The organism is Streptomyces sp. NBC_01320 (assembly GCF_035974375.1).
Taxonomy (GTDB): domain Bacteria; phylum Actinomycetota; class Actinomycetes; order Streptomycetales; family Streptomycetaceae; genus Streptomyces; species Streptomyces yanii.
On the sequence record NZ_CP108390.1, the window covers coordinates 4418390 to 4438065 of the forward strand.

A 19676-nucleotide genomic window follows, 5' to 3' on the forward strand; every position below is an offset into this window, starting at 1 on the left:
GAGTGAGGCGTAGCAACGAGGGCTCCGCAGTTCAGTCGGAGCGGGGCAATTTCACCCCGCCACCGCGCACCGCGGCGTCACCCGCCGATGTGTCCGAACAGGCACCGGCCGGTGGCAGCACCAGCCGGCTGTCCCCCCGCAACTGGCGGGTGCCCACCCGGCTGAACGCGATCCTTCTGATCCCTGTACTGGTCGGCCTCGTCATGGGCGGCTTCCAGGTGAAGGGGTCGATCGACACGTGGAATGAGGCCCAGGACGCCGAGAAGACCGCGCTGATCGTCCGCGCGGCCTCGGAGTACGGGCAGGCACTACTCAACGAGCGTGACCTCTCCGCGCAGCCCCTGTTGTCGAACAAGCGTGACGCCGCGGTCGTCTCCCAGGTGCGTGCCACCACCGACGCCGCCGCCGCCAAGTTCGACGACGCCGTGCAGGACATGCCGAAGAAGCAGGGCTTGGAGCGCCGTCTCCAGCTGTTCAAGCAGGAGGAGCCCAAGCTCCCCGATCTGCGCAAGGCCGCCTACGCCGAGGCCATGGACCCGGTGAAGACGGAAGAGGGCTACGTCAAGGTTCAGCACTCCCTGATGGAGTTCTGCAACGAGCTCGGCCTCGGCACCGGCAACATCACCAGCTACGGCCGTACGGTCTACGCGCTCGAGCTGGCCAAGGCAGCAGAATCGCTTCAGCGCTCCATCGGTATGCACCTGCTGGTACGCCCGAGCCAGGAGGGCCCCAAGTTCGACGCCCAGGTCAAGGCGTTCGGCTCGTACAACTACCTGGAGCAGATCGCCCTCGGCGAGTTCGTCTCCGGTGGTACGGAGGCCGACTCCGCGCGACTGAAGCAGGTCATGGCCGCCAAGGCGGCCGAGGGTGCGAAGAAGCTGAAGACCGCCAAGGAGCAGGCCGACGCGGCCGGTGTGCCGTTCGTCGCGCCGCCCAGCATCGACGGCTCGGTCTTCGACGGGATGGCCCAGCAGATCGGCCAGGGCAAGTCGCCCGAGAAGCTGGCCGCCAAGGGCATCACGCCCGAGACCTGGATGGCCGCCGCGACCGCCAAGTTCGACGGCTACACCACGGTCGAGGAAGAGCTCGTCGGCAAGGCGGTGACCGAGGCCGCGGACATTTCTTCCAGCGCCAAGACCGACGCCATCGTCAACGCCGCGATCGTGCTGGTCGCCCTGCTGGCCGCGTTCGTCCTGGCCGGGCTCATGGCCCGCCAGATGAGCCGCTCGATGCGCCAGCTGCGTACCGCCGCCTTCGCGATCGCCGAGCAGCGGCTGCCGATGCTGGTCGACCAGCTGTCGCGGACCGAGCCGGGCCGGGTCGACACCCGGGTCCAGCCGATTCCGATCACCAGCCAGGACGAGATCGGCGAGGTCGCCCGCGCCTTCGACCAGGTGCACCGCGAGGCGGTGCGGCTCGCGGCCGAGCAGGCCATGCTGCGGGGCAACGTCAACGCGATCTTCACCAACCTGTCGCGCCGCAACCAGTCGCTGATCGAGGGCCAGTTGACCCTCATCACCGACCTGGAGAACAACGAGGCCGACCCGGACCAGCTGGAGAGCCTCTTCCGGCTCGACCACCTGGCCACCCGTATGCGCCGCAACGGTGAGAACCTCCTCGTTCTCGCCGGCGAGGAGCCGGGCCGCCGCTGGAACCAGCCGGTTCCGCTGGTCGACGTCCTGCGGGCCGCCTCCTCCGAGGTGGAGTCGTACGAGCGCATCGAGCTCTCCGGTGTCCCGGAGACCGAGATCCACGGTCAAGCCGTCACCGACCTCGTGCACCTGCTTGCCGAGCTGCTGGAGAACGCCACCACGTTCTCCTCGCCGCAGACCAAGGTCCGCGTCACCGCGACCCGGTTGCCGGACAGCCGCGTGATGGTCGAGATCCACGACAAGGGCATCGGCCTCACCGCCGAGGACTTCGCGGACATCAACCACAAGCTGGCCAACCCGCCGACCGTGGACGCCGCGGTCTCCCAGCGGATGGGGCTCTTCGTGGTCGGCCGGCTCGCCGACCGGCACGGTATCCGGGTCCAGCTGCGCCCCTCGGGCGAACAGGCCGGAACCACCTCGCTGGTCATGCTGCCGGACGCGATCACCCACGGCGGCGGGGGCGAGGGCCTCGGCTCCGTCGGCCCTCAGGACGACTTCACCGTCTCCTCGATCATCCCGCAGCAGCCCTCGTTCGAGCCGGAGCCGCAGCAGCCCCGGCTGCGCACGGCGGCCGAGCTCGGCTTCGACGACTCCCGGTACGACCAGCCGGGCGACGCCGCGCAGCTGGACCCGGTGGGCCGCTCGCTCATGCGTGAGGAGCGCCGGGCGGCGCTGGAGGCCCAGACGGGCGATGAGCACCCGCAGTTCGCGGACGCCTCCTTCTCGGACACCGCATACACCGAGGACGCGTACGCACAGGAGCCGTACGCACAGGAGCCGCAACAGGGTCAGGAGCAGGAGCAGTACGCGCAGGCCGCGTACGACAGTTCCTACGACCCGTACCGCGGCGACACCGGCTATCCGGAGCACTCCGACTACGCACCGCAGAACGGCTATCCGGAGGCGACATATGCCACCCCGGAGAGCGCTCAGCAGGGTTACGACGAAAAGTTCGCAGCCCAGCCCCACCAGGAAGAGTGGGCAGATCAGGGTACGTACCAAGACGCGTACGAGCCCACACCGCAGGCTGAACCGGAATCTGTCCCCAGCGCTCCCGCGGAGCCGCAGGAGCGCGTAGGCTTCGACCGTCCGGGTCCCACCCCGAACGCCGGCCACGAGCTGACCGATGCCGGTCTGCCGCGCCGGGGCGGTCAGCAGCACTGGCAGCCCACCGGCCGCGGAAACGAGCAGCCCGTCTCAGCCGAGCAGCAGCCGCCGCAGCAGCAGGAGTTGCCGCAGCGGCCGTCGCCCGCGCAGCAGGACGGGAACGGCTCCGACGACTGGCGCTCGAAGAACGACGAGCGCTGGGAGCGGGCCGAGAAGCTCCGGGAGCCGAAGGCGGGCGGGGTCACCCCGTCCGGACTTCCCCGGCGGGTGCCCAAGGCCAATCTGGTCGAGGGCACGGCGGAGCAGACCCAGCAGGGTGGCCCTCAGGTCTCCCGCGCCCCTGAGGACGTCCGGGGCAGGTTGAGCAACCTGCGCCGGGGCATTCAGCGGGGACGTAACGCTGGTTCGGACGCAAGTAATACCTACAACCAGGAGCGTTAGTGTGAGCCCGATGAGCCAGGCGGCGCAGAATCTCAACTGGTTGATCACCAACTTCGTGGACAACACCCCCGGGGTGTCGCACACGGTGGTGGTCTCCGCCGACGGACTCCTGCTGGCCATGTCCGAGGGATTCCCACGCGACCGTGCCGACCAGCTGGCGGCCGTTGCTTCCGGTCTGACCTCGCTGACCGCGGGCGCCTCGCGGATCTTCGAGGGCGGCGCCGTGAACCAGACCGTTGTGGAGATGGAGCGCGGATTCCTCTTCATCATGTCCATCTCTGACGGATCTTCGCTGGCAGTTCTTGCACATCCGGACGCCGATATCGGTCTGGTTGGGTACGAAATGGCACTTCTCGTCGACCGTGCGGGCACTGTCCTCACACCCGACCTCCGTGCCGAACTGCAGGGAAGTCTTCTTAACTAATAGACAGACGGTGCGTTTCGCGCCACCGCGCCATAGGGTGCGTTGGCGCGGCCCCACTGGGACCGGGACCGGCAGTCGGAGGAGGAAACGTGGCAACACCCCCAAGCGGACACCAGTACGACGGTGGTCAGCAGGTACCGGGTGAGCACGGGGACAATCGTTTCAACTTCCCCTCCACGCCCAGCAGACAGGGCTCGCAGCAGCCCTATCAGCCGCCTCAGCAGCCGTATCCGCCCCGACAGGCACAGGGCGGCGGGTGGCCGCAGGCCCAGGACGGTGGGTGGCCCCAGCAGCCGCAGCACCCTCAGCGGCCGCACCGGTTGGGCGCGCCCCAGCAGCCCCGGATTCAGCCGGTGCAGCCGCGGCGGGCCGCCGAGCCCGCCGCGCCGGAGGCGCACAACCCGCTGGTCCGTCCGTACGCCATGACCGGCGGCCGGACCCGACCGCGCTACCAGCTCGCCATTGAGGCGTTGGTCAGTACCACGGCCGATCCGTCCCGGCTGCAAGGGCAGTTGCCCGAGCACCAGCGGATCTGCCGGCTGTGCTTCGAGATCAAGTCGGTCGCCGAGATCTCGGCGCTTCTCTCGATCCCCCTCGGCGTTGCCCGGATCCTCGTAGCCGACCTGGCCGAGGCCGGACTCGTCGCTATCCATCAGCCCGGCGGCGACGAGTCCGCCGGCGGCCAGCCAGATGTGACACTGCTCGAAAGGGTGCTCAGTGGACTTCGCAAGCTCTAGCGGCGGAGCAGCCCGCTCCACTACCTCCGCGAAGATCGTGGTGGCAGGGGGCTTCGGCGTGGGTAAGACCACGTTCGTCGGTGCCGTTTCGGAGATCAACCCGCTGCGCACCGAAGCCGTGATGACGTCCGCGTCCGCGGGCATCGACGATCTGACACACACCGGGGACAAGACCACCACGACGGTGGCCATGGACTTCGGCCGTATCACCCTGGACCAGGACCTGATCCTGTACCTCTTCGGTACCCCCGGTCAGGACCGGTTCTGGTTCATGTGGGACGACCTGGTCCGCGGCGCGATCGGCGCCGTCGTCCTGGTGGACACCCGGCGTCTCGCCGACTGCTTCCCGGCCGTCGACTACTTCGAGAACAGCGGCCTGCCCTTCGTCATCGCCCTCAACGGCTTCGACGGACACCAGCCGTACACACCGGACGAGGTGCGCGAGGCCCTGCAGATCGGCCCCGACACCCCGATCCTGACCACGGACGCCCGCCACCGCGCGGATGCCAAGAGCGCGCTCATCACTCTGGTCGAGCATGCGCTGATGGCCCGCCTGCGGTAGTCTCCGGCAGCCATGCGGAAGGCCCCGCACTCCTTCGGGAGTGCGGGGCCTTCCGCGTTGCGGGGGTTCGACCGCGCCGTGTCCTCGATCGCCGGACGGGCTGAAACGAATCGCCGGACGGGCTTGATTCCAAGCCCGTCCGGCGATCGAGGACAGGGGGTCTCAGCCCTGCCAGGAGTGCGGGGCGCGGAAGCCCGGGGTGCGCTCCAGACGGCGCCAGCCCGCGGAGGTACGGCCCCTGTGGGCCGGGGCGGCGGACGTGGCTGCGGCGCGGGCGAGCAGGACCGCGGTTATGGCGGCCAGCTCCTCGGGGTCGGCAAGACCCTTCTCGACGCGCAGCACGGACTCGGCAGGAACAGCGCTCATGGATGTGTCTCCGTCTTTTCGGCAGTATCTGGCGGACTGTGCGGGATGGTGCGGCAGCCGCGGTTACTGCGGGGGGTTCCCGTGCTTGCGGGACGGCAGATCGGCGTGCTTGGACCGGAGCATCGCGAGCGAGGCGATCAGTACCTCGCGGGTCTCGGCAGGGTCGATGACGTCGTCGACCAGGCCGCGCTCGGCGGCGTAGTACGGATGCATCAGTTCGGACTTGTATTCCTTGACCATGCGGATCCGCATGGCCTCCGGGTCCTCGGCGTCGGCGATCTGCCGACGGAAGATGACGTTGGCGGCACCTTCGGCGCCCATCACGGCGATCTCGTTGGTGGGCCAGGCGTAGGTCAGGTCCGCCCCGATGGACTGGCTGTCCATCACGATGTACGCACCGCCGTAGGCCTTGCGCAGGATCAGCGAGATCCTCGGCACCGTGGCGTTGCAGTACGCGTAGAGCAGCTTCGCACCGTGCCGAATGATTCCACCGTGCTCCTGATCGACGCCGGGCAGGAAGCCGGGTACGTCCAAAAGAGTGACGATGGGAATGTTGAATGCATCACACATCTGAACGAAGCGGGCCGCCTTCTCCGACGCCTCGATGTCCAGGACACCGGCGAGGGACTGCGGCTGGTTGGCCACGATGCCGACGACCTGGCCGTCGAGCCGGGCCAGGGCGCAGATGATGTTGCGGGCCCAGCGCTCGTGGATCTCCAGGTAGTCGCCGTCGTCGACGAGCTCCTCGATGACCTTGTGCATGTCGTACGGGCGGTTGCCGTCGGCCGGCACGAGGTCGAGCAGGACGTCGCCGCGCCGGTCGGCCGGGTCGTCGCTCGCCACGATGGGCGGGTTCTCCCGGTTGTTGGACGGGAGCATCGACAGCAGGTACCGCACCTCGGCGATGCAGGTCTCCTCGTCGTCGTACGCGAAGTGCGCGACGCCCGAGGTCTCGGCGTGCACATCGGCGCCGCCGAGGCCGTTCTGCGAGATCTCCTCACCGGTGACCGCCTTCACGACGTCCGGTCCGGTGATGAACATCTGGGAGGTCTCGCGGACCATGAAGACGAAGTCGGTGAGGGCGGGGCTGTAGGCCGCGCCGCCCGCGCACGGGCCGAGCATCACGGAGATCTGCGGGATGACGCCGGAGGCGCGCGTGTTGCGCTGGAAGATGCCGCCGTATCCGGCGAGCGCGCTGACGCCCTCCTGGATGCGGGCGCCGGCGCCGTCGTTCAGCGAGACCAGCGGGGCGCCCGCCGAGATCGCCATGTCCATGATCTTGTGGATCTTGGTGGCGTGGGCCTCGCCCAGTGCGCCGCCGAAGATCCGGAAGTCGTGTGCGTAGACGAAGACCGTGCGGCCCTCGACCGTGCCCCAGCCGGTGATGACACCGTCGGTGTACGGCTTCTTCTCCTCCAGGCCGAACCCCGTCGCCCGGTGCCGGCGCAGCTGCTCGACCTCCTTGAACGAATCCGGGTCCAGGAGCAGCTCGATGCGCTCACGCGCCGTCAGCTTGCCCTTGGCGTGCTGGGCCTCGGTCGCCCGGTCGCTCGGTCCGCGCCGGGCCTGCTCGCGCAGCGCCAGCAGTTCGGCCACCCGGCCACGGGTGTCACTCGGCTCGCCCGGGGTTTCGTCCACAACGGTCATGTATCGACCCTACGAACCCGACCAAGAAAATCCTGCCGTCGACTCCGTACAGTCTCCTGACCCGTTTCCTGGTGGAGCTGGACAGAACCCCTGCCCCATGCAGGCGAACCACCAGGGGAATGCGGTCCCGCTTTGTGGGAGCTCCACAAAGCGGGACTGTGGTGCACGGCACAAGCCCGTCACCCCGGGCGTGTGGGCCGTTTGTGCGTACCGCACGCAGGAGCGGTGGTCCGGACCCGTCGGCCCAGGGCCTTTCGGGCCGTTCCTCCTTCGGATCGGGCCGGATCAGGGAGCCCGGAGGGATCCGGAGGAAAGGCCCTGGCTGACCTCACAGCGCAGGCTGGCGCCTGCCGTACCCGGTGTGACCCGCAGGACCAGGCGGCGGCCGGTGGCGCGCACCTCGATCCCCGGGTCGGCGAAGACGACCTCGCGCACCGGACGCTCCCACACCACGTCCACGGGCGTCCCACTCCGGTCGGGTCCGCTCACGCACACCGTCGTCGAGTGACGCCGCTCCCGTACGAGCACGCTCGCCGGGGCCGTGACGGAGAGCGGGCCCGCCGTGCCCGGCTGCCAGAAGTTGGCCGCGGTCAGCCCCAGTGAACGGACGGCGACACCCTGCCGGTCCGCGGTGTTGGCCAGGACGGTCAGCCACTGCCGGTCCGCCGCACGGGCGGCGAGCGTGCGGCGGGAGGCGCCCGGCATCAGCAGATAGAGGTACGTGGCGTCGGTGGGGTCGGTGCCGTGGTCGAGCCAGAGGGTCTGCCAGTGGCGGGTCCGCTGCTCGGTGGAACTGGTGGTGTTGATGTCGGACCAGGCTCCGGTCCTGGCCTCCCGCAGCGTCCGCAGGGCGGCGCCGCCGGGCAGCACCCATCCGCCGTGGCCGTCGAGGTGCGCCCAGCGCGGACGGTCCCCGCCTTCGAGGGTGAACGCGGCGGAGGGTTCCGGACCGAGGTTGCGGTTGTCGACGATCGTCTCGACTGGGACCCCGTCGGCGGCGCTGATGCCCGCGCCGAGACAGATGACCGTATCGGCGGCGCAGAACCAGGACTTGCGGGCCTGCAGGGTGGATCCCAGGCCCTTGACGTGCTGTCCGACGGCGGCGAACTCACCGTCGTGCGTGCCGCCGACCCACTGGACGGCGGGCCGTGGTTCGCCCCATTCGCCGCCCGCGCGGTCGGCGAGGCGCTTGGTCGAGACGGTGGTACCGGGCAGGCGGTACCAGTCGACGGTCGGCCAGAACCAGTCGGTGTACTGGTCGCCTCCCGAACGCCCCTGCCACCAGTAGAGCATCCCGGCCCCGGTGTGCCAGCCGCGCGGGTTCTCCCCGTTGCCGCATTCGTACGAGCTGATCCGCTCCGACGCCATGGAGAGGTTGGCGACCCAGCCCGGACGGCGGTGCACGGCCCGGTCCATGGCGGTGAAGAGCGTGTGCCCGACGGGTTCGGGGGCGGCGGGGACGGTGTCGGCGGCGACGGCTGCCAGCCGGGACAGATCGGCGACGCCGAACTGCGGCGCGGTGAGGATCGGGGTGACGGTGTCCCGTTCGATCCACCCCTTCACCATGGCGTTCCACCGGTCGCGCTCGGCAGCCGAGGCGCCACCGGCGAGGAGCGCGATGGCGGCGATCAGCCCCTGCCCGTGGAAATGGTCGCTCCGCATGACCTTGCGCTCGTCGCTCTTGAGCAGCCCCCGGCTGATGGCCCGGCCGTTGACGCTGTCCATCATCAGACCGTCGTGGATGAGCGGCGCGTAGGCGTGCTCGACACTGTCGAGGATGATCTGCCGGTTGGGGTCGGTGACGGCCCAGCTGGACCCGGCGAGCAGCGCGAAGAGCCGGCCGAGGCCGTCGAGCATGACCTGCCCGTACGTTCCCGAGTAGGCGACCCAGGTGTGCTGGACGAACGACCCGTCGGCGTAGAGGCCGTCCCCCTTCGTCACGTACGGGAAGACGGGCGAGAGGGCGTCGCGGGCCAGGGCGGTCTTCACGGAGTCGCGGCCGAGGATGCCGCGCAGGGCGACGGAACGGCAGAGGTCGACGCGGTTGGCGCCGGTGGACGTGCCGCTGTAGTCGCCGAGCATGGCGTCGGGGATGAAGTGGTCCACCGCGGCGCAGGCGGCCTGCCGCTGTTCCTCGGTGAGGTGGTCGTGGAGGACGGCGACGATGTCCATGAGGAGGCGTGGGCTGCCGATCTGCCATTCCCACCAGTTGCCGTACCGGGTGGTGGCGGGGTTGTAGATCGTCGCGGCGAGGTGGTCGAGGCCTCGGACGATATCGGCGAGGAGTGCGGTGTCACCGGTGTGGCCGGTGCCCTGCTGGGCGTACGCCTGGGTCATCGTCCACAAGCGGCTGTAGCTCGCGGTGATGCCGGACGGCGGGTCGAAGGGACGGTCGGCCCAGAGGGAGGCTGCGGCGGGGGCCATGGTGGCGCGGAACCCCGCGGCGAGTCCACCGGTCTCGGCGAGCCGAGAGGCGTAGGGCTCGGCGGCGGCGTCGTATCCGGTGCCGAGCGCGAGGTCGACCCAGCGCAGCCGGAGGGTGTCGAACTCGCCGGCGGGTGCGGCGGCGTGGGCCTGTCCGGGGAGGGCCAGGCCGAGTGCGGTGGCGGTACTGGTGGCCAGAAAGACACGGCGGGACCAGGCGGGCAGGAGTGACACAACAAGACCTCCGGAACCTCAGTGGTGTGGACCGGGCGCCCGCCGGTTCAGCACGCGCCCGTGGGAACGGGAAGGGGGTGGGGCCGAGACCGGCCCCACCCCCTTTCACCGCTCATTGCTCATTGCTCATTGCTCACCGATCGCTCGGTCAGCTCCCGCAGTGGAACCGCGCGTTGCCCCAGTCCGCGTGGTCGTTGCCGTTGCCGTCGCCGCCGTCCCCGACGACCAGCTCGACGTACTTCGCGCCGGTGACGTCCGCCGTGAGCGACCAGGCGGTGTCGGCCGCCCTCAGCACCGGTGACTTCACCTTTTCCGCGCCGTCGGCCGTGACGCCGAACTGCACGCTGCCCGCGCTCTTCTGGACATCGTCCACGCCGACCTCGGCGGTGAACGAGGTGCACTTGCCGCCCAGGTAGTAGCGGATCTTCGCGGGGGCGTGGCTGCCCAGGCCCTTGGCGTAGACGGTGCCGCCGATCGTCAGCGGGGAGCCGTCGCCGGCACCCGTCTCACCGTTGGAGAGGTCACGCTCGACCGGTCCCCAGCCGTTGCTGGCGGCGGTCCAGTCCAGGTCGCTGGCCCAGCTGTCCGTGGTGGGCGGCGGCGGCAGCGTCCGCACGGACGTCTGCGCGCCGAGAGTCCGCTTCGCGCCGCCGACCGTGTACGACACCTCGGAACTCAGCTGGTACGTCCGGTACGTGGCGTCCACCGGCGGGGTGACCCGCCAGCCGGCGGTGACCTTGGCGCCCGCCGCGACCGAGTCGAAGGCGACCGCACCCACGGGCTCCGCCTTCCAGCCGTCCGGGACGGTGAGGCTCACCGAGACGCCGGTGACCGGCGTCGCCTCGTAGTTGGTGAAACTCGCCTCGACGACACCTGCGACGCCCGGCTCCAGGGTCTCCGCGGCCGGGTCGACGCTGAGCGTCCCGCAGGCGGCCATCTCACCGGCCGGGGCGGCGCCGAGGTCGGTCACGGTGAACCCGTCGAGGACGAAGTCGGCACCGTCGGGTGCGTCGTCACGCTTGCGCAGTCCGGCCCAGGTGTCACCGCAGCCCGCCGTGACGGTCTCGGAGAAGTGTCCCGTGGTGCGCTGCTGACCGATCGCCGTGGTGCGGGTCTCGACCGAGTCGGGGGTGCCGTCGGCCGTGATCCGGTCGTATCCGTCGACCCACTCGTAGGCGCCGGCGTGGCTGGACTGGTAGTCGTACTCCACCTTGTAGCGGTGGCCGTCGGCCATCGGTACGGTCCAGGGCGCGGTCCGGTAGACGAGCCCGCCGTTCTCCTCGTGGGCCTTGAGGGACTCCTTACCGCCGATCACGTCGTCGACGAGCTTCCCGTTCCAGCCGGCCTGGGTGTACGGGGCGTGCAGTTGGGAGATGACGGTGCGGGGGTCGGTGGAACCGCCCGCGTCGCCCTTGAGGAAGGGGCCCCAGCCCTGGTCGACGTCCTCGAAGTCCTCGTACACGACGGTGTTCTTCTTCGTCGCCGGGGCGTCCGCGACGATGCGTACGTCATCGGCACGCACGGTGGCGGCGCTTCCCTCGGCCGCTTCGATGCGGAAGGTGGTGCGGCCGCTCGCGGGGGCGGTGAAATTCACCTTGGCCCGCTGGAAGTACGTGCCGTGCCAGTCCGACGCGGCGACGTTGTCCTCGATGGTCGAGCGGTCCACGGCGACGGACTTCCCGCCGGCCGTGAGCGTCGTGTGCCGGGTCTTGCCGGGCTCGACCTCGATCAGTGCGGAGGCGGTGTAGCGCTTGCCGGGCTCGAGGCCGGTTATGCTCTGCGAGAGAGCCGCCGTGCCGGTGCCGGAGAGCTTGGCGCTGTTGCGTCCCCGGCCGTCGGTGTCGCGGGCGGCGATGCCGGTCTTCGACCAGGCGTCGAGCCCGTTGTCGTTGAAGCCGGGGTCGTCGACCGGGGTGCCCTCGCCCCACTTCGGGTCGGCGGCGACGGGTGCGTGGTCCGGGTAGAGGACGTACGGCTGTCCGGCGGTGGCCGTCAGCGTGATCCGCCCGTCGACGGGCTTGACCGTTCCGGTCCTGACCCGGCCGTTGTCGGTGAGCTTGTAGACGGTGTACTTCCCTGCGGAGGGCACGGCCCAACTGCTCGTACCACCGGACTTGCTGTAGTGGTAGAGCTTCTTCCCGCCGTCCCACGGCAGCAGATAGTCGGTGCCGCTCAGCACCTTGCGGCCGTGGTCGTAGAAGGTCCGCCTGCCGTCCTCGACGGTGCCACGGACACCGCCGGTGAAGGTGATGTCGTTGCCGTCCCAGCGGGTGATCTTCTGGTGCTGGAGGTATTTGGCGGGCAGGTTGCGCTGCCAGATGTTGTCGTAGAAGGCGTTCCAGTCGGTCTCGCCGGTCCAGCCCTCGAATTCGTCGATGGCGGTCTGACCGAGGACCGGGTTGTTGTTCCAGACGTCCTTCTCGCTGTTCCGGATGAACCGGATGATCTGCGAGTTGAGCCCCTTGTTGGTGGCGCCGCCGTAGTCGAGGTCATTGGCCCAGTGCGACCAGAGCGAGCCGCGCTCGAACTTGTCGGCCCACTCGGTGGCGACGTTCCAGCCCTGCTTCTGCACGGACTGGAGGGTCTTGTCGGCGACCCAGCCGTGCGAGTAGTAGACGTCGATGTAGAGCATGCTGAGGTTGGGATCGGTCTCGTTGCGCAGTTGCTGGAAGCGGCGGGCCAGGTTGCCGCTGTTGATGTCGCTCCGCTGGTCGATGTAGTAGCTCTGGCCGAGCCAGTTCCAGCCGGGCCTCGTCTTGTCGACGAGCTTCTCGTCGAAGGCGTTGGCCTCCGCGTACGCCTCGGTGGCGTTGACGTGGACGCCGAAGGCGGCGCCCCACTTCTTGCCGTCCTTCAGCAGGGTGTTGAGGTCCTTCAGCCCGCCGGCGCGCTTGTTGTAGTTGCCGCCGTAGTCGGGGTGGGCGGAGTCGTGCCCCTCGGAGGCGTAGCCCTTGAGGATCGCCATCTGCCCGAGGCCGTCCGTGGACAGCGAGACCCGCTTGACGTCGTCGAGGGTCCGCAGGAAGGGGTGGGTGGCCTGGCTGGCGAAGTTGAACGGGATGTGGGTGACGACCCGGTCCGCGGTGTCGTCGCTGCCGGGTGCGATCACGCCGATGGTGCGGAACGCGACGGCGCCGTCCTGCCAGTCGACGGTCTTGTCACCGTTGGCGTCGGGTGTGACGACGACCTTCGCCCAGGGGAGGTCCGCGCCGCTCTCCGGCTCCGGTGCTCCGGCGCCGCGGTAGGTCCACTGCCCGGACCAGACGCCGACCCGGACGCTGCCGTCGTCGGCCTTGCGCGCCTGGTGCCAGAACCGGGCGTCGTCGCCGCCGGTGGCACCGGACGGCTTGTCGTACGAAGAGTTGGACTCGATGGCCGCCGCGAGCGAGCCGGTGTTGACGATCGCGTACGAGGCACCGACCGGCGCCTTGTCCGCGGCGGTGTCCGCGGTGACCTTGGCGAAGACGTCGGCGGTCCGCGTGGAATCCGGGTCGAGCCGGGTGAAGGCGGTGGCGCCGCCGGTGTCGGTGGAGCCGACGGAGACCAGGTCGTGGCCGGGGATGTCGATGGTGCCGACCCGGAACGCCTCGGTGTCGCGGACGGCCGTCACCTTGAAGGTGGTGGCGCGCCCGGAGACCGAGAGCGAGGCGTCGATCTCGATGCCGGGCAGATCGGGGAAGGTCAGCGTGTACCGGGCGGTCGTGTCGGTGACCTCGGGCGCGGTCTTGAGCTGCACGGCGTGCGCGGTGCCGTTGAGGGTGACCTCGGTGACCGGCTTCGTGGATCCGGACAGCTGGTTGCCGCTGGCCCGGTCGGTGTACGACAGGACGCGCGGGAAGTCGTCGGCGACAGCGACCGAGAGCTGCGGCGATCCGATGACGGCGGCGTCCGCGGGGACGGCCGTGCCGACTGCGGCGGGTGACAGGGGGGCGGCTGCGGCGGGGAGTGCGGTCCCCACGAGCGCCAGGACTGCGGCTGAGGCGGCGGCTGCAGCGCCCGCCGAAGTGAATCTTCGCGACATGTGCTCTGAGTAGTCCCCGTGTCGGCGCACCGTCAACGACGTACGGCCCCGCGGGGCCCTCCAGTCCAACAACCGCGATGCGTAAGTCCAAGTGGGCAGTGCGCGGGCGGGGGCGGGTGCGGCGTTCACTTCCTGACCGCCACACCGGCATCTGCACCGGAGCGATCCGCCAACCACCCCTCCGTTACGCCGAGTTGTGAAGACTTCTCCTTTCTGAGAGCGCTCTCAGTCACAAGTCTTGACGCTTGTCGCGGCCGTCGCAAGAGTGGTGCGCACCGCGGACGCCCCCGGCACCACCTGACCGCACGATCGCCCCGTCCGCGGCCCCCCACACCTCAGGAGTCCCCCCGTGATCTCGCGCAGACTGTTCCTGACGGGCGCTGCCACCACCGCGACCGCGCTCACCTGCCCCACCTGGGGAAGCACCCTCGGCCCCCACGCGTCGACCGCGGCCGCGACCTGCGAACTGGCCCTGGAGAACCGATCGTTGCCGGGCACGGTCCATGCCTATGTCACCGGACACGAGCAGGGCACCGACCGCTGGATACTGCTGCGGGCCGACGGCAGCGTCTACCGCCCCGACTCCCCCGCCGCCCCGCAGACGCCGCTCCCGGTCGATTGCGCCATCCCACTGAAGGCGGCGGGCACCGGACCCGTCGCACTGACACTTCCTCAGATGTACGGCGCCCGTGTCTATTTCGTACGCGACGACACGCTGGATTTCTTCCTGAACCCCGGTCCCGCCCTGGTCGAGCCGGCGTTCGCGACATCCACCGACGCGAACTACGGGCGCACCTGGTCGTTCTGCGAGTTCACCTTCAATCCGCAGCAGCTGTACGCGAACATCAGTTATGTCGACCTGGTCACCGCGCTCCCGATCGGCCTGACGCTGGAAGGCGACTCGACGCACACGGTCGCACCGCTGCCGAACGGCGCCGTGCAGCGGATCGCCGACGGTCTGATCCTGCGGGCGGCGGCCGACGGGCAGCCATGGGACAAGCTGGTGACCCGCGGCACGGACGGAAGCGTGCTGCGGGTGATCTCGCCGCAGAACCTGATGGCGCCCTACTTCGACCGGCCGGACCAGATGCCCTTCCGGGACCTGTTCACCGCGCAGATCGACCAGGTCTGGGAGAAGTACCGGAGTACGGATCTGCGGATCGATCTCCAGGGCGGGCGGGGCGTGCGGACCGGCCGGGTCAGCGGCGACACCCTGACCTTCGACGGCGGCCACACGTTCACCAAGCCGGCGTCGAGGGACATCTTCACCTGCAACCACGGGCCGTTCACCAACAACCCGGGCGACTCGGACGACAAGAAGGCGCTGCTGGCGCGGCTGGCCGCGGGCTTCAACCGGTCGATCATGCTCTCCCACCCGGACCAGCCGAACGGCACGACGGTGGCGGACTACTACCGGGGTGCGGTGACGAACCACTGGTCGCGCGTGGTGCACGCGAATACCCCGATCGGGTACGCCTTCCCGTACGACGATGTCCGTCCCGACGGGCAGCCGGACGTCTCGGGCGCGGCGAACGACGGCAACCCGCGGCGGTTCACGGTGAGCGTGGGGTCCTGAGGTCCCGGCGGAGAACTGCGGGTGCCCCCCGTCCGGTCGCCGGACAGGGGGCACCCTCGCGTACGGGCTCAGCAGCCGCCGCAGTTGTAGTACGTCACGTCCCAGTGGTTGCCCTCGTCCGCGTAGATGTTCCCGGAGCCGGACTTGTACTGGGGGGCCCCGTCACCGCGAAGCCCTATGTAGCTGAAGGCATTGTGGACGTAGTTGGTGAGACAGGTGGACTTGCCGAAGTCGAGCTTGTAGCCGTTCCAGTGCGAATACGTACCGCTGGCGTGCCCGGTCTCGGTGCCACCGGTGATGTTGAGGGCGCAGCCCGTGGCGCCCTTGAGGGTCTGGGCGCCCTGGGCGGTGGCCTGGTTCAACTGGTCGAACGAGGTGCAGGTGGAGTTGTTCCGGTCGGAGCAGCCGCCCGAGGACGACCAGGTGATGCCCGACGCGCGGAACATCGACGTCGCCTGCGCGTGCGTGAGCTTGGTGACGGCGTGCGCCTCGGTGGCGCCGCTGCCGAGGGCCCCGACTCCGGGGGCGAAGAGGGCGCCGAGGACGAGGGCGAGGGCGGTCAGGACGGGGCGCAGGGTCATACGGGACACCATGAGGAACTCCTCCTGCTCATGACAACTGGGGGCAGGGAGATAGTGCCCGAGTTCTACGCGCGTCCGCCAGAGGGCCTCGCGTGACCGTGAGGTGAACGTCGCCCTTCCGGAAACGAATCGGCTCCTTGATGTTGAACTTTGAACAAGATGCGTCTACAGTCAATCTCGTTGAAGGTTAAACATCCACTTCGACTGCCGCTCGATCACGTCCCCCGAGGAGGAGCCATGGCTCTGTTCAACCGCAAGTCCACCGCCACCCCGTCCGCCCCCGTCGCCGTGGACCCGGCCCTGACTGCCCTGACCGGCGAGTACGCCATCGACCCGGCCCACAGCAGCATCGGCTTCACCGTGCGTCACGCCATGGTCACCAACGTGCGTGGCTCCTTCGGGGAGCACGAGGGCAGCCTGACGCTGGACGGCGCGGACCCGAAGAACTCGGCCGCCTCCATCGACGTCAAGATCGCCAGCGTCGACACCGGCATCGCCGACCGTGACGGCCACCTGGTCAGCGGCGACTTCTTCGACGCCGAGAAGTTCCCCCTCATGACGTTCCGCTCCACGCAGGCCGAGCAGCTCGGCGGCGACAAGTACCGGATCACCGGCGACCTCACCATCAAGGACGTCACGCGTCCGCTCGCCATCGACCTGGAGTTCAACGGCTCGGCCACCGATGTCTACGGCAACGAGCGCGTCGGCTTCGAGGGCAGCGCGGACATCCTCCGCTCCGACTGGGGCCTGACCTGGAACGCGGCGCTGGAGACCGGCGGCGTGATGGTCAGCGACAAGGTCAAGCTGAACTTCGACATCTCCGCGATCAAGGCCGCTCCGCAGGCCTGATCCCCGGAAGTCCTCCGGCCCGAGCGCGCCCGCCCTCCATTCCCCCGCCGGGGAGGAAGGCGGGCGCTCGGCATTTCCTTCCTCCGCGGCTCTGACGCCGTCCGGGCCGGGTGCAATAGCATCTGCGGCGTGACCGAGCCGTCCCATCTGCGCGAAACCCGGGCGTCGTACGACACCGTTGCTGTCGACTATGCCGAGCTCGTACGCCCCGCGTTCGAGGGCGATCTGCTCGGGCGCGCGATGCTGGGCGCATTCGCCGAACTCGTGCGGGCCGCCGGCGGCGGCCCGGTCGCCGATGTGGGATGCGGACCCGGCCACGTGACAGCACATCTTCACTCCCTCGGCCTGCCGGCATTCGGCGTGGAGCTGTCGCCGGGGATGGTCGACGTGGCCCGGCGGGACCACCCGGGCCTGCGGTTCGACGTCGGGACGATGACGGCCCTGGAGCTGGCGGACGGCGAACTCGACGGCGTCGTCGCCTGGTACTCGATCATCCACACGCCACCGGAGGTGCTGCCGACGGTGTTCGAGGAGTTCCACCGGGTGCTGGCCCCCGGAGGCCACCTGCTGCTCGGCTTCCATGTCGGCGACGAACGACGGCGCAAGGAGGAGGGGTACGGCGGCCACGCCATGACCCTCGACGTCTACCTGTTGCCGCCCGACCGCATCGCCGAGTTGGCGACCCGCGCCGGGCTCGTGGTGCACGCCACACTGGTTCGTGACCTGGAAAGCGGGCGGGCTCCTGGGGCCTGCCTCCTGGTGCGCAAGCCGAGGAATTCGTAACCGTCGAACGGCAGCGGCATCGGATTTTCCAGGCCTGCGGCACATCGGCCGTGACAGTTCGTAAAAACCGGACGAGTCGCGCGTCACGGCATCCATTCCATGGTGTTCCAGCATTGTTCTGAGACACCCCGGGGAGCCATGGGAAATGCGCGGCCATCGCCGCGCCGCTCGCCGTGCGGACACCCCCGGCACCGCACGCCCAAAACGCACCCGCCGCAGGCCTCCTGATGGCTGCTCAGTTCGAGGCGCAGTCGCCTTGTGCCCTATCACCCTCTTTCCCACCCTTCGAAAGTTTCGCCTCCCCATCGACTCAAGTCGGATCGCGTATGGCTTCTTGACACCCAATAATCAGCCCGCTTACCGTCACCGCCACAGCGTTCGTGGATCATTTCGATGGAGGGAACAGAGTCCATGGCTCGAAAGTTTTCGATCGTCGGTCTGGCTGTGACAGTGGCTCTCGCAGCCACCGTGGCGACGGCCTCTGCGGTGGGAGCCGTGGACGCGGAGGGCGCCCGCAAGGCGCCCGCATCGACCGTTGACGCACATGCGCGGCAGCTGAAAAAGCATTGGGTGAATACCTGGACGTCGATGCCGCAGTTGACCGAGCCCGGCAATATGCCGCCTGCGCCGTTCACACAGGACAATCTGGTCCTCGCCGACAGCACTCTGCGGCAGACCGTTCATATGTCGGTCGGCGGAAGGCAGATGCGACTGCGCTTTTCCAACGCCTTCGGAGGTGCGGCACTGCCCATCACCGCGGTCTCGGTTGCGCTTCCGGCCGGCGGGCGAGCGGGCGACAGTGCCATCCAGCCGGGGACCTCCAGGACGGTCACCTTCCACGGCCGGCCGTCAGCGGTCGTTCCGGTCGGGTCGGAGATCGTCTCCGACCCGTTGGACTTCGAGCTGGAGCCCGGTTCCAACCTTTCCGTGACGATGTACCTGGCCGAGGGCCAGGCGTCCGACAACATCACCTCGCACCCCGGTTCGCGGACCACGTCGTACCTGCGGACCGGTAACCATGTCGGGGAGGAGGACCTGGCCGGGGCGGCCTCGACCGCCCACTGGTACTTCCTGAGCGGCGTCGAAGTATGGTCCGGGACCACCACTGCGGCGGCTGTCATGCTGGGCGACTCGCTGACCGACGGCCGGGGCTCCACCACCAACTTGAACAACCGCTGGCCCGACCTGCTGCAGGAGAGACTGCGCTCGCACCCGGATACGGCCGGCACCGCGGTCCTCAATCAGGCGGCCGGCGGCAACCGGGTGCTGAACGACGGTCTGGGCCCCAACGCCCTGTCACGGGTGGACCGTGACGTGCTGGCGCAGAGCGGCGTCGAGTGGCTGCTCGTCTTCGAGGGCGTCAACGACATCGGCACGGCCGATGCCTCGGAAGCCGCCCAGAAGCAGGTGGCGGACGATCTGATCGCGGCTTACGACCAGATCGTCGTCCGGGCGCACACCCAGGGCATCCGGGTGTACGGGGCGACGCTGACCCCCTTCGGCGGCAACACCGCGTACGACGATCCGGCGGGGTACCGCGAAAAGGCCCGGCAGACGGTCAACGAGTGGATCCGCACCAGCGGCCGGTTCGTCAGCGTGATCGACTTCGACCGGGTGGCGTGTGACCCGCAGAAGCCGGGACAGATTTTGGCGGCCTACGACGACGGCGACCATCTGCACCTGAATCCGTCCGGTTACCAGGCACTGGCGGACGCCGTCCCGTCCTGGCTGTTCCGGCAGGAGCCGCTGCCGCGGGACTTCGGCTTCAACTGAAGGTGAGGTTCCCTCGAAGCCGCCACCCGAGTCACCACCGCCCGCCGAACCGTCTGCCGTCCCTCTCGCAAGGGGACACGGGGGACGACACAGGATTCGCCCGGAAGATGACCCCATTGGGCTCTCTGGAGTCGCTGGCTGCCCGCACTCGGTGTGATCTGGCATAGCGCACCGCAACGAGAGGCGGGCGCCGGACGGGCAGGCCCCGGGCTGAAGAGCCGGGCGGCCCTTGCCGATCGACACCGAGAAGTGGAGAAGTCAATGCAGCACAACGAGGGTCAGCGCGTGGAGTACCGGGACGAGGACAACAAGAAGTGCCAGGGCGAGATCACCAAGGTCAGCGGCACCGGCCCGGCGACGACGTACACCATCAAGAATGACAAGACGCACCGTGACGACAGGGTCCGGGAGATGCAGATCGACCAGAACCTGTAGCAACGGCTCCCACGCTGATGCGCTGTCCCTGAGCCCCGAAGGCCGGGCTCGGGCAGGACGCTGA

General features: G+C 69.1%; 14 protein-coding genes. 9 read left to right on the forward strand and 5 right to left on the reverse strand.

Going from position 1 to position 19676, the window contains the following annotated elements:
- Nucleotides 1–2 precede the first annotated feature (2 nt).
- The 4 genes from OG395_RS19945 to OG395_RS19960 all read left to right on the forward strand — a co-directional run bounded on the left by OG395_RS19945 (nucleotide 3) and on the right by OG395_RS19960 (nucleotide 4923).
- The gene (locus OG395_RS19945) at nucleotides 3–3200 is read left to right on the forward strand and encodes a sensor histidine kinase (protein WP_327244166.1); all 3198 of its coding nucleotides are present in this window, start codon (nucleotides 3–5) and stop codon (nucleotides 3198–3200) included.
- Between the two features lie 10 nt (nucleotides 3201–3210).
- Complete coding sequence (locus OG395_RS19950; protein WP_030980891.1) at nucleotides 3211–3624, forward strand: roadblock/LC7 domain-containing protein; 414 nt, start codon at nucleotides 3211–3213, stop codon at nucleotides 3622–3624.
- 89 nt (nucleotides 3625–3713) lie between these two features.
- On the forward strand, nucleotides 3714–4361 hold the full coding sequence (locus tag OG395_RS19955; protein WP_266981127.1) for a DUF742 domain-containing protein: 648 nt from the start codon (nucleotides 3714–3716) through the stop codon (nucleotides 4359–4361).
- A complete protein-coding gene (locus OG395_RS19960) occupies nucleotides 4342–4923 on the forward strand; it encodes a GTP-binding protein (protein ID WP_014048542.1) in 582 nt (193 codons plus the stop codon). Before OG395_RS19955 ends, OG395_RS19960 begins: the two co-directional genes overlap by 20 nt.
- 162 nt (nucleotides 4924–5085) lie before the next feature.
- Here OG395_RS19960 and OG395_RS19965 read toward each other — a convergent pair whose 3' ends face one another.
- The 4 genes from OG395_RS19965 to OG395_RS19980 all read right to left on the reverse strand — a co-directional run bounded on the left by OG395_RS19965 (nucleotide 5086) and on the right by OG395_RS19980 (nucleotide 13615).
- Entirely contained in the window at nucleotides 5086–5289 is a 204-nt protein-coding gene (locus tag OG395_RS19965) for an acyl-CoA carboxylase subunit epsilon (protein ID WP_266981129.1), read from the reverse strand.
- Nucleotides 5290–5352: 63 nt separating this feature from the next.
- Nucleotides 5353–6936, reverse strand: coding sequence for an acyl-CoA carboxylase subunit beta (locus OG395_RS19970; protein ID WP_327244167.1), 1584 nt, complete (start codon nucleotides 6934–6936; stop codon nucleotides 5353–5355).
- 285 nt (nucleotides 6937–7221) lie between these two features.
- The gene (locus tag OG395_RS19975; RefSeq protein ID WP_442818577.1) at nucleotides 7222–9594 is read right to left on the reverse strand and encodes a polysaccharide lyase 8 family protein; all 2373 of its coding nucleotides are present in this window, start codon (nucleotides 9592–9594) and stop codon (nucleotides 7222–7224) included.
- Nucleotides 9595–9742: 148 nt separating this feature from the next.
- A complete protein-coding gene (locus OG395_RS19980; RefSeq protein WP_327244168.1) occupies nucleotides 9743–13615 on the reverse strand; it encodes an endo-alpha-N-acetylgalactosaminidase family protein in 3873 nt (1290 codons plus the stop codon).
- 349 nt (nucleotides 13616–13964) lie between these two features.
- Between OG395_RS19980 and OG395_RS19985 the strand changes: the two genes are divergently transcribed.
- Complete coding sequence (locus OG395_RS19985; protein ID WP_327244169.1) at nucleotides 13965–15191, forward strand: glycoside hydrolase family 64 protein; 1227 nt, start codon at nucleotides 13965–13967, stop codon at nucleotides 15189–15191.
- A 68-nt stretch (nucleotides 15192–15259) separates the two neighbouring features.
- On the opposite strand, the gene OG395_RS19990 is transcribed toward OG395_RS19985, so the two are convergent.
- Nucleotides 15260–15784, reverse strand: coding sequence for a hypothetical protein (locus OG395_RS19990; RefSeq protein ID WP_327244170.1), 525 nt, complete (start codon nucleotides 15782–15784; stop codon nucleotides 15260–15262).
- Nucleotides 15785–16009: 225 nt separating this feature from the next.
- Here OG395_RS19990 and OG395_RS19995 point away from each other — a divergent pair, with 225 nt between their 5' ends.
- The 4 genes from OG395_RS19995 (at nucleotide 16010) to OG395_RS20010 (ending at nucleotide 19612) form a co-directional block, all read left to right on the forward strand.
- A complete protein-coding gene (locus OG395_RS19995; RefSeq protein ID WP_327244171.1) occupies nucleotides 16010–16621 on the forward strand; it encodes a YceI family protein in 612 nt (203 codons plus the stop codon).
- Between the two features lie 129 nt (nucleotides 16622–16750).
- Nucleotides 16751–17404, forward strand: coding sequence for a class I SAM-dependent DNA methyltransferase (locus tag OG395_RS20000; protein ID WP_327244172.1), 654 nt, complete (start codon nucleotides 16751–16753; stop codon nucleotides 17402–17404).
- Nucleotides 17405–17815: 411 nt separating this feature from the next.
- Complete coding sequence (locus tag OG395_RS20005; RefSeq protein ID WP_327244173.1) at nucleotides 17816–19177, forward strand: SGNH/GDSL hydrolase family protein; 1362 nt, start codon at nucleotides 17816–17818, stop codon at nucleotides 19175–19177.
- Between the two features lie 261 nt (nucleotides 19178–19438).
- On the forward strand, nucleotides 19439–19612 hold the full coding sequence (locus tag OG395_RS20010; RefSeq protein ID WP_327244174.1) for a hypothetical protein: 174 nt from the start codon (nucleotides 19439–19441) through the stop codon (nucleotides 19610–19612).
- Nucleotides 19613–19676 lie beyond the last annotated feature (64 nt).

Bases quoted from the DNA above. Each gene is read 5' to 3' on its own strand.
- OG395_RS19950 (WP_030980891.1), top strand. From the start codon at position 3,211: ATGAGCCAGGCGGCGCAGAATCTCAACTGGTTGATCACCAACTTCGTG.
- OG395_RS19965 (WP_266981129.1), bottom strand. From the start codon at position 5,289: ATGAGCGCTGTTCCTGCCGAGTCCGTGCTGCGCGTCGAGAAGGGTCTT.
- OG395_RS19970 (WP_327244167.1), bottom strand. From the start codon at position 6,936: ATGACCGTTGTGGACGAAACCCCGGGCGAGCCGAGTGACACCCGTGGC.
- OG395_RS19980 (WP_327244168.1), bottom strand. From the start codon at position 13,615: ATGTCGCGAAGATTCACTTCGGCGGGCGCTGCAGCCGCCGCCTCAGCC.
- OG395_RS19990 (WP_327244170.1), bottom strand. From the start codon at position 15,784: ATGGTGTCCCGTATGACCCTGCGCCCCGTCCTGACCGCCCTCGCCCTC.
- OG395_RS19995 (WP_327244171.1), top strand. From the start codon at position 16,010: ATGGCTCTGTTCAACCGCAAGTCCACCGCCACCCCGTCCGCCCCCGTC.
- OG395_RS20005 (WP_327244173.1), top strand. From the start codon at position 17,816: ATGGCTCGAAAGTTTTCGATCGTCGGTCTGGCTGTGACAGTGGCTCTC.
- OG395_RS20010 (WP_327244174.1), top strand. From the start codon at position 19,439: ATGCAGCACAACGAGGGTCAGCGCGTGGAGTACCGGGACGAGGACAAC.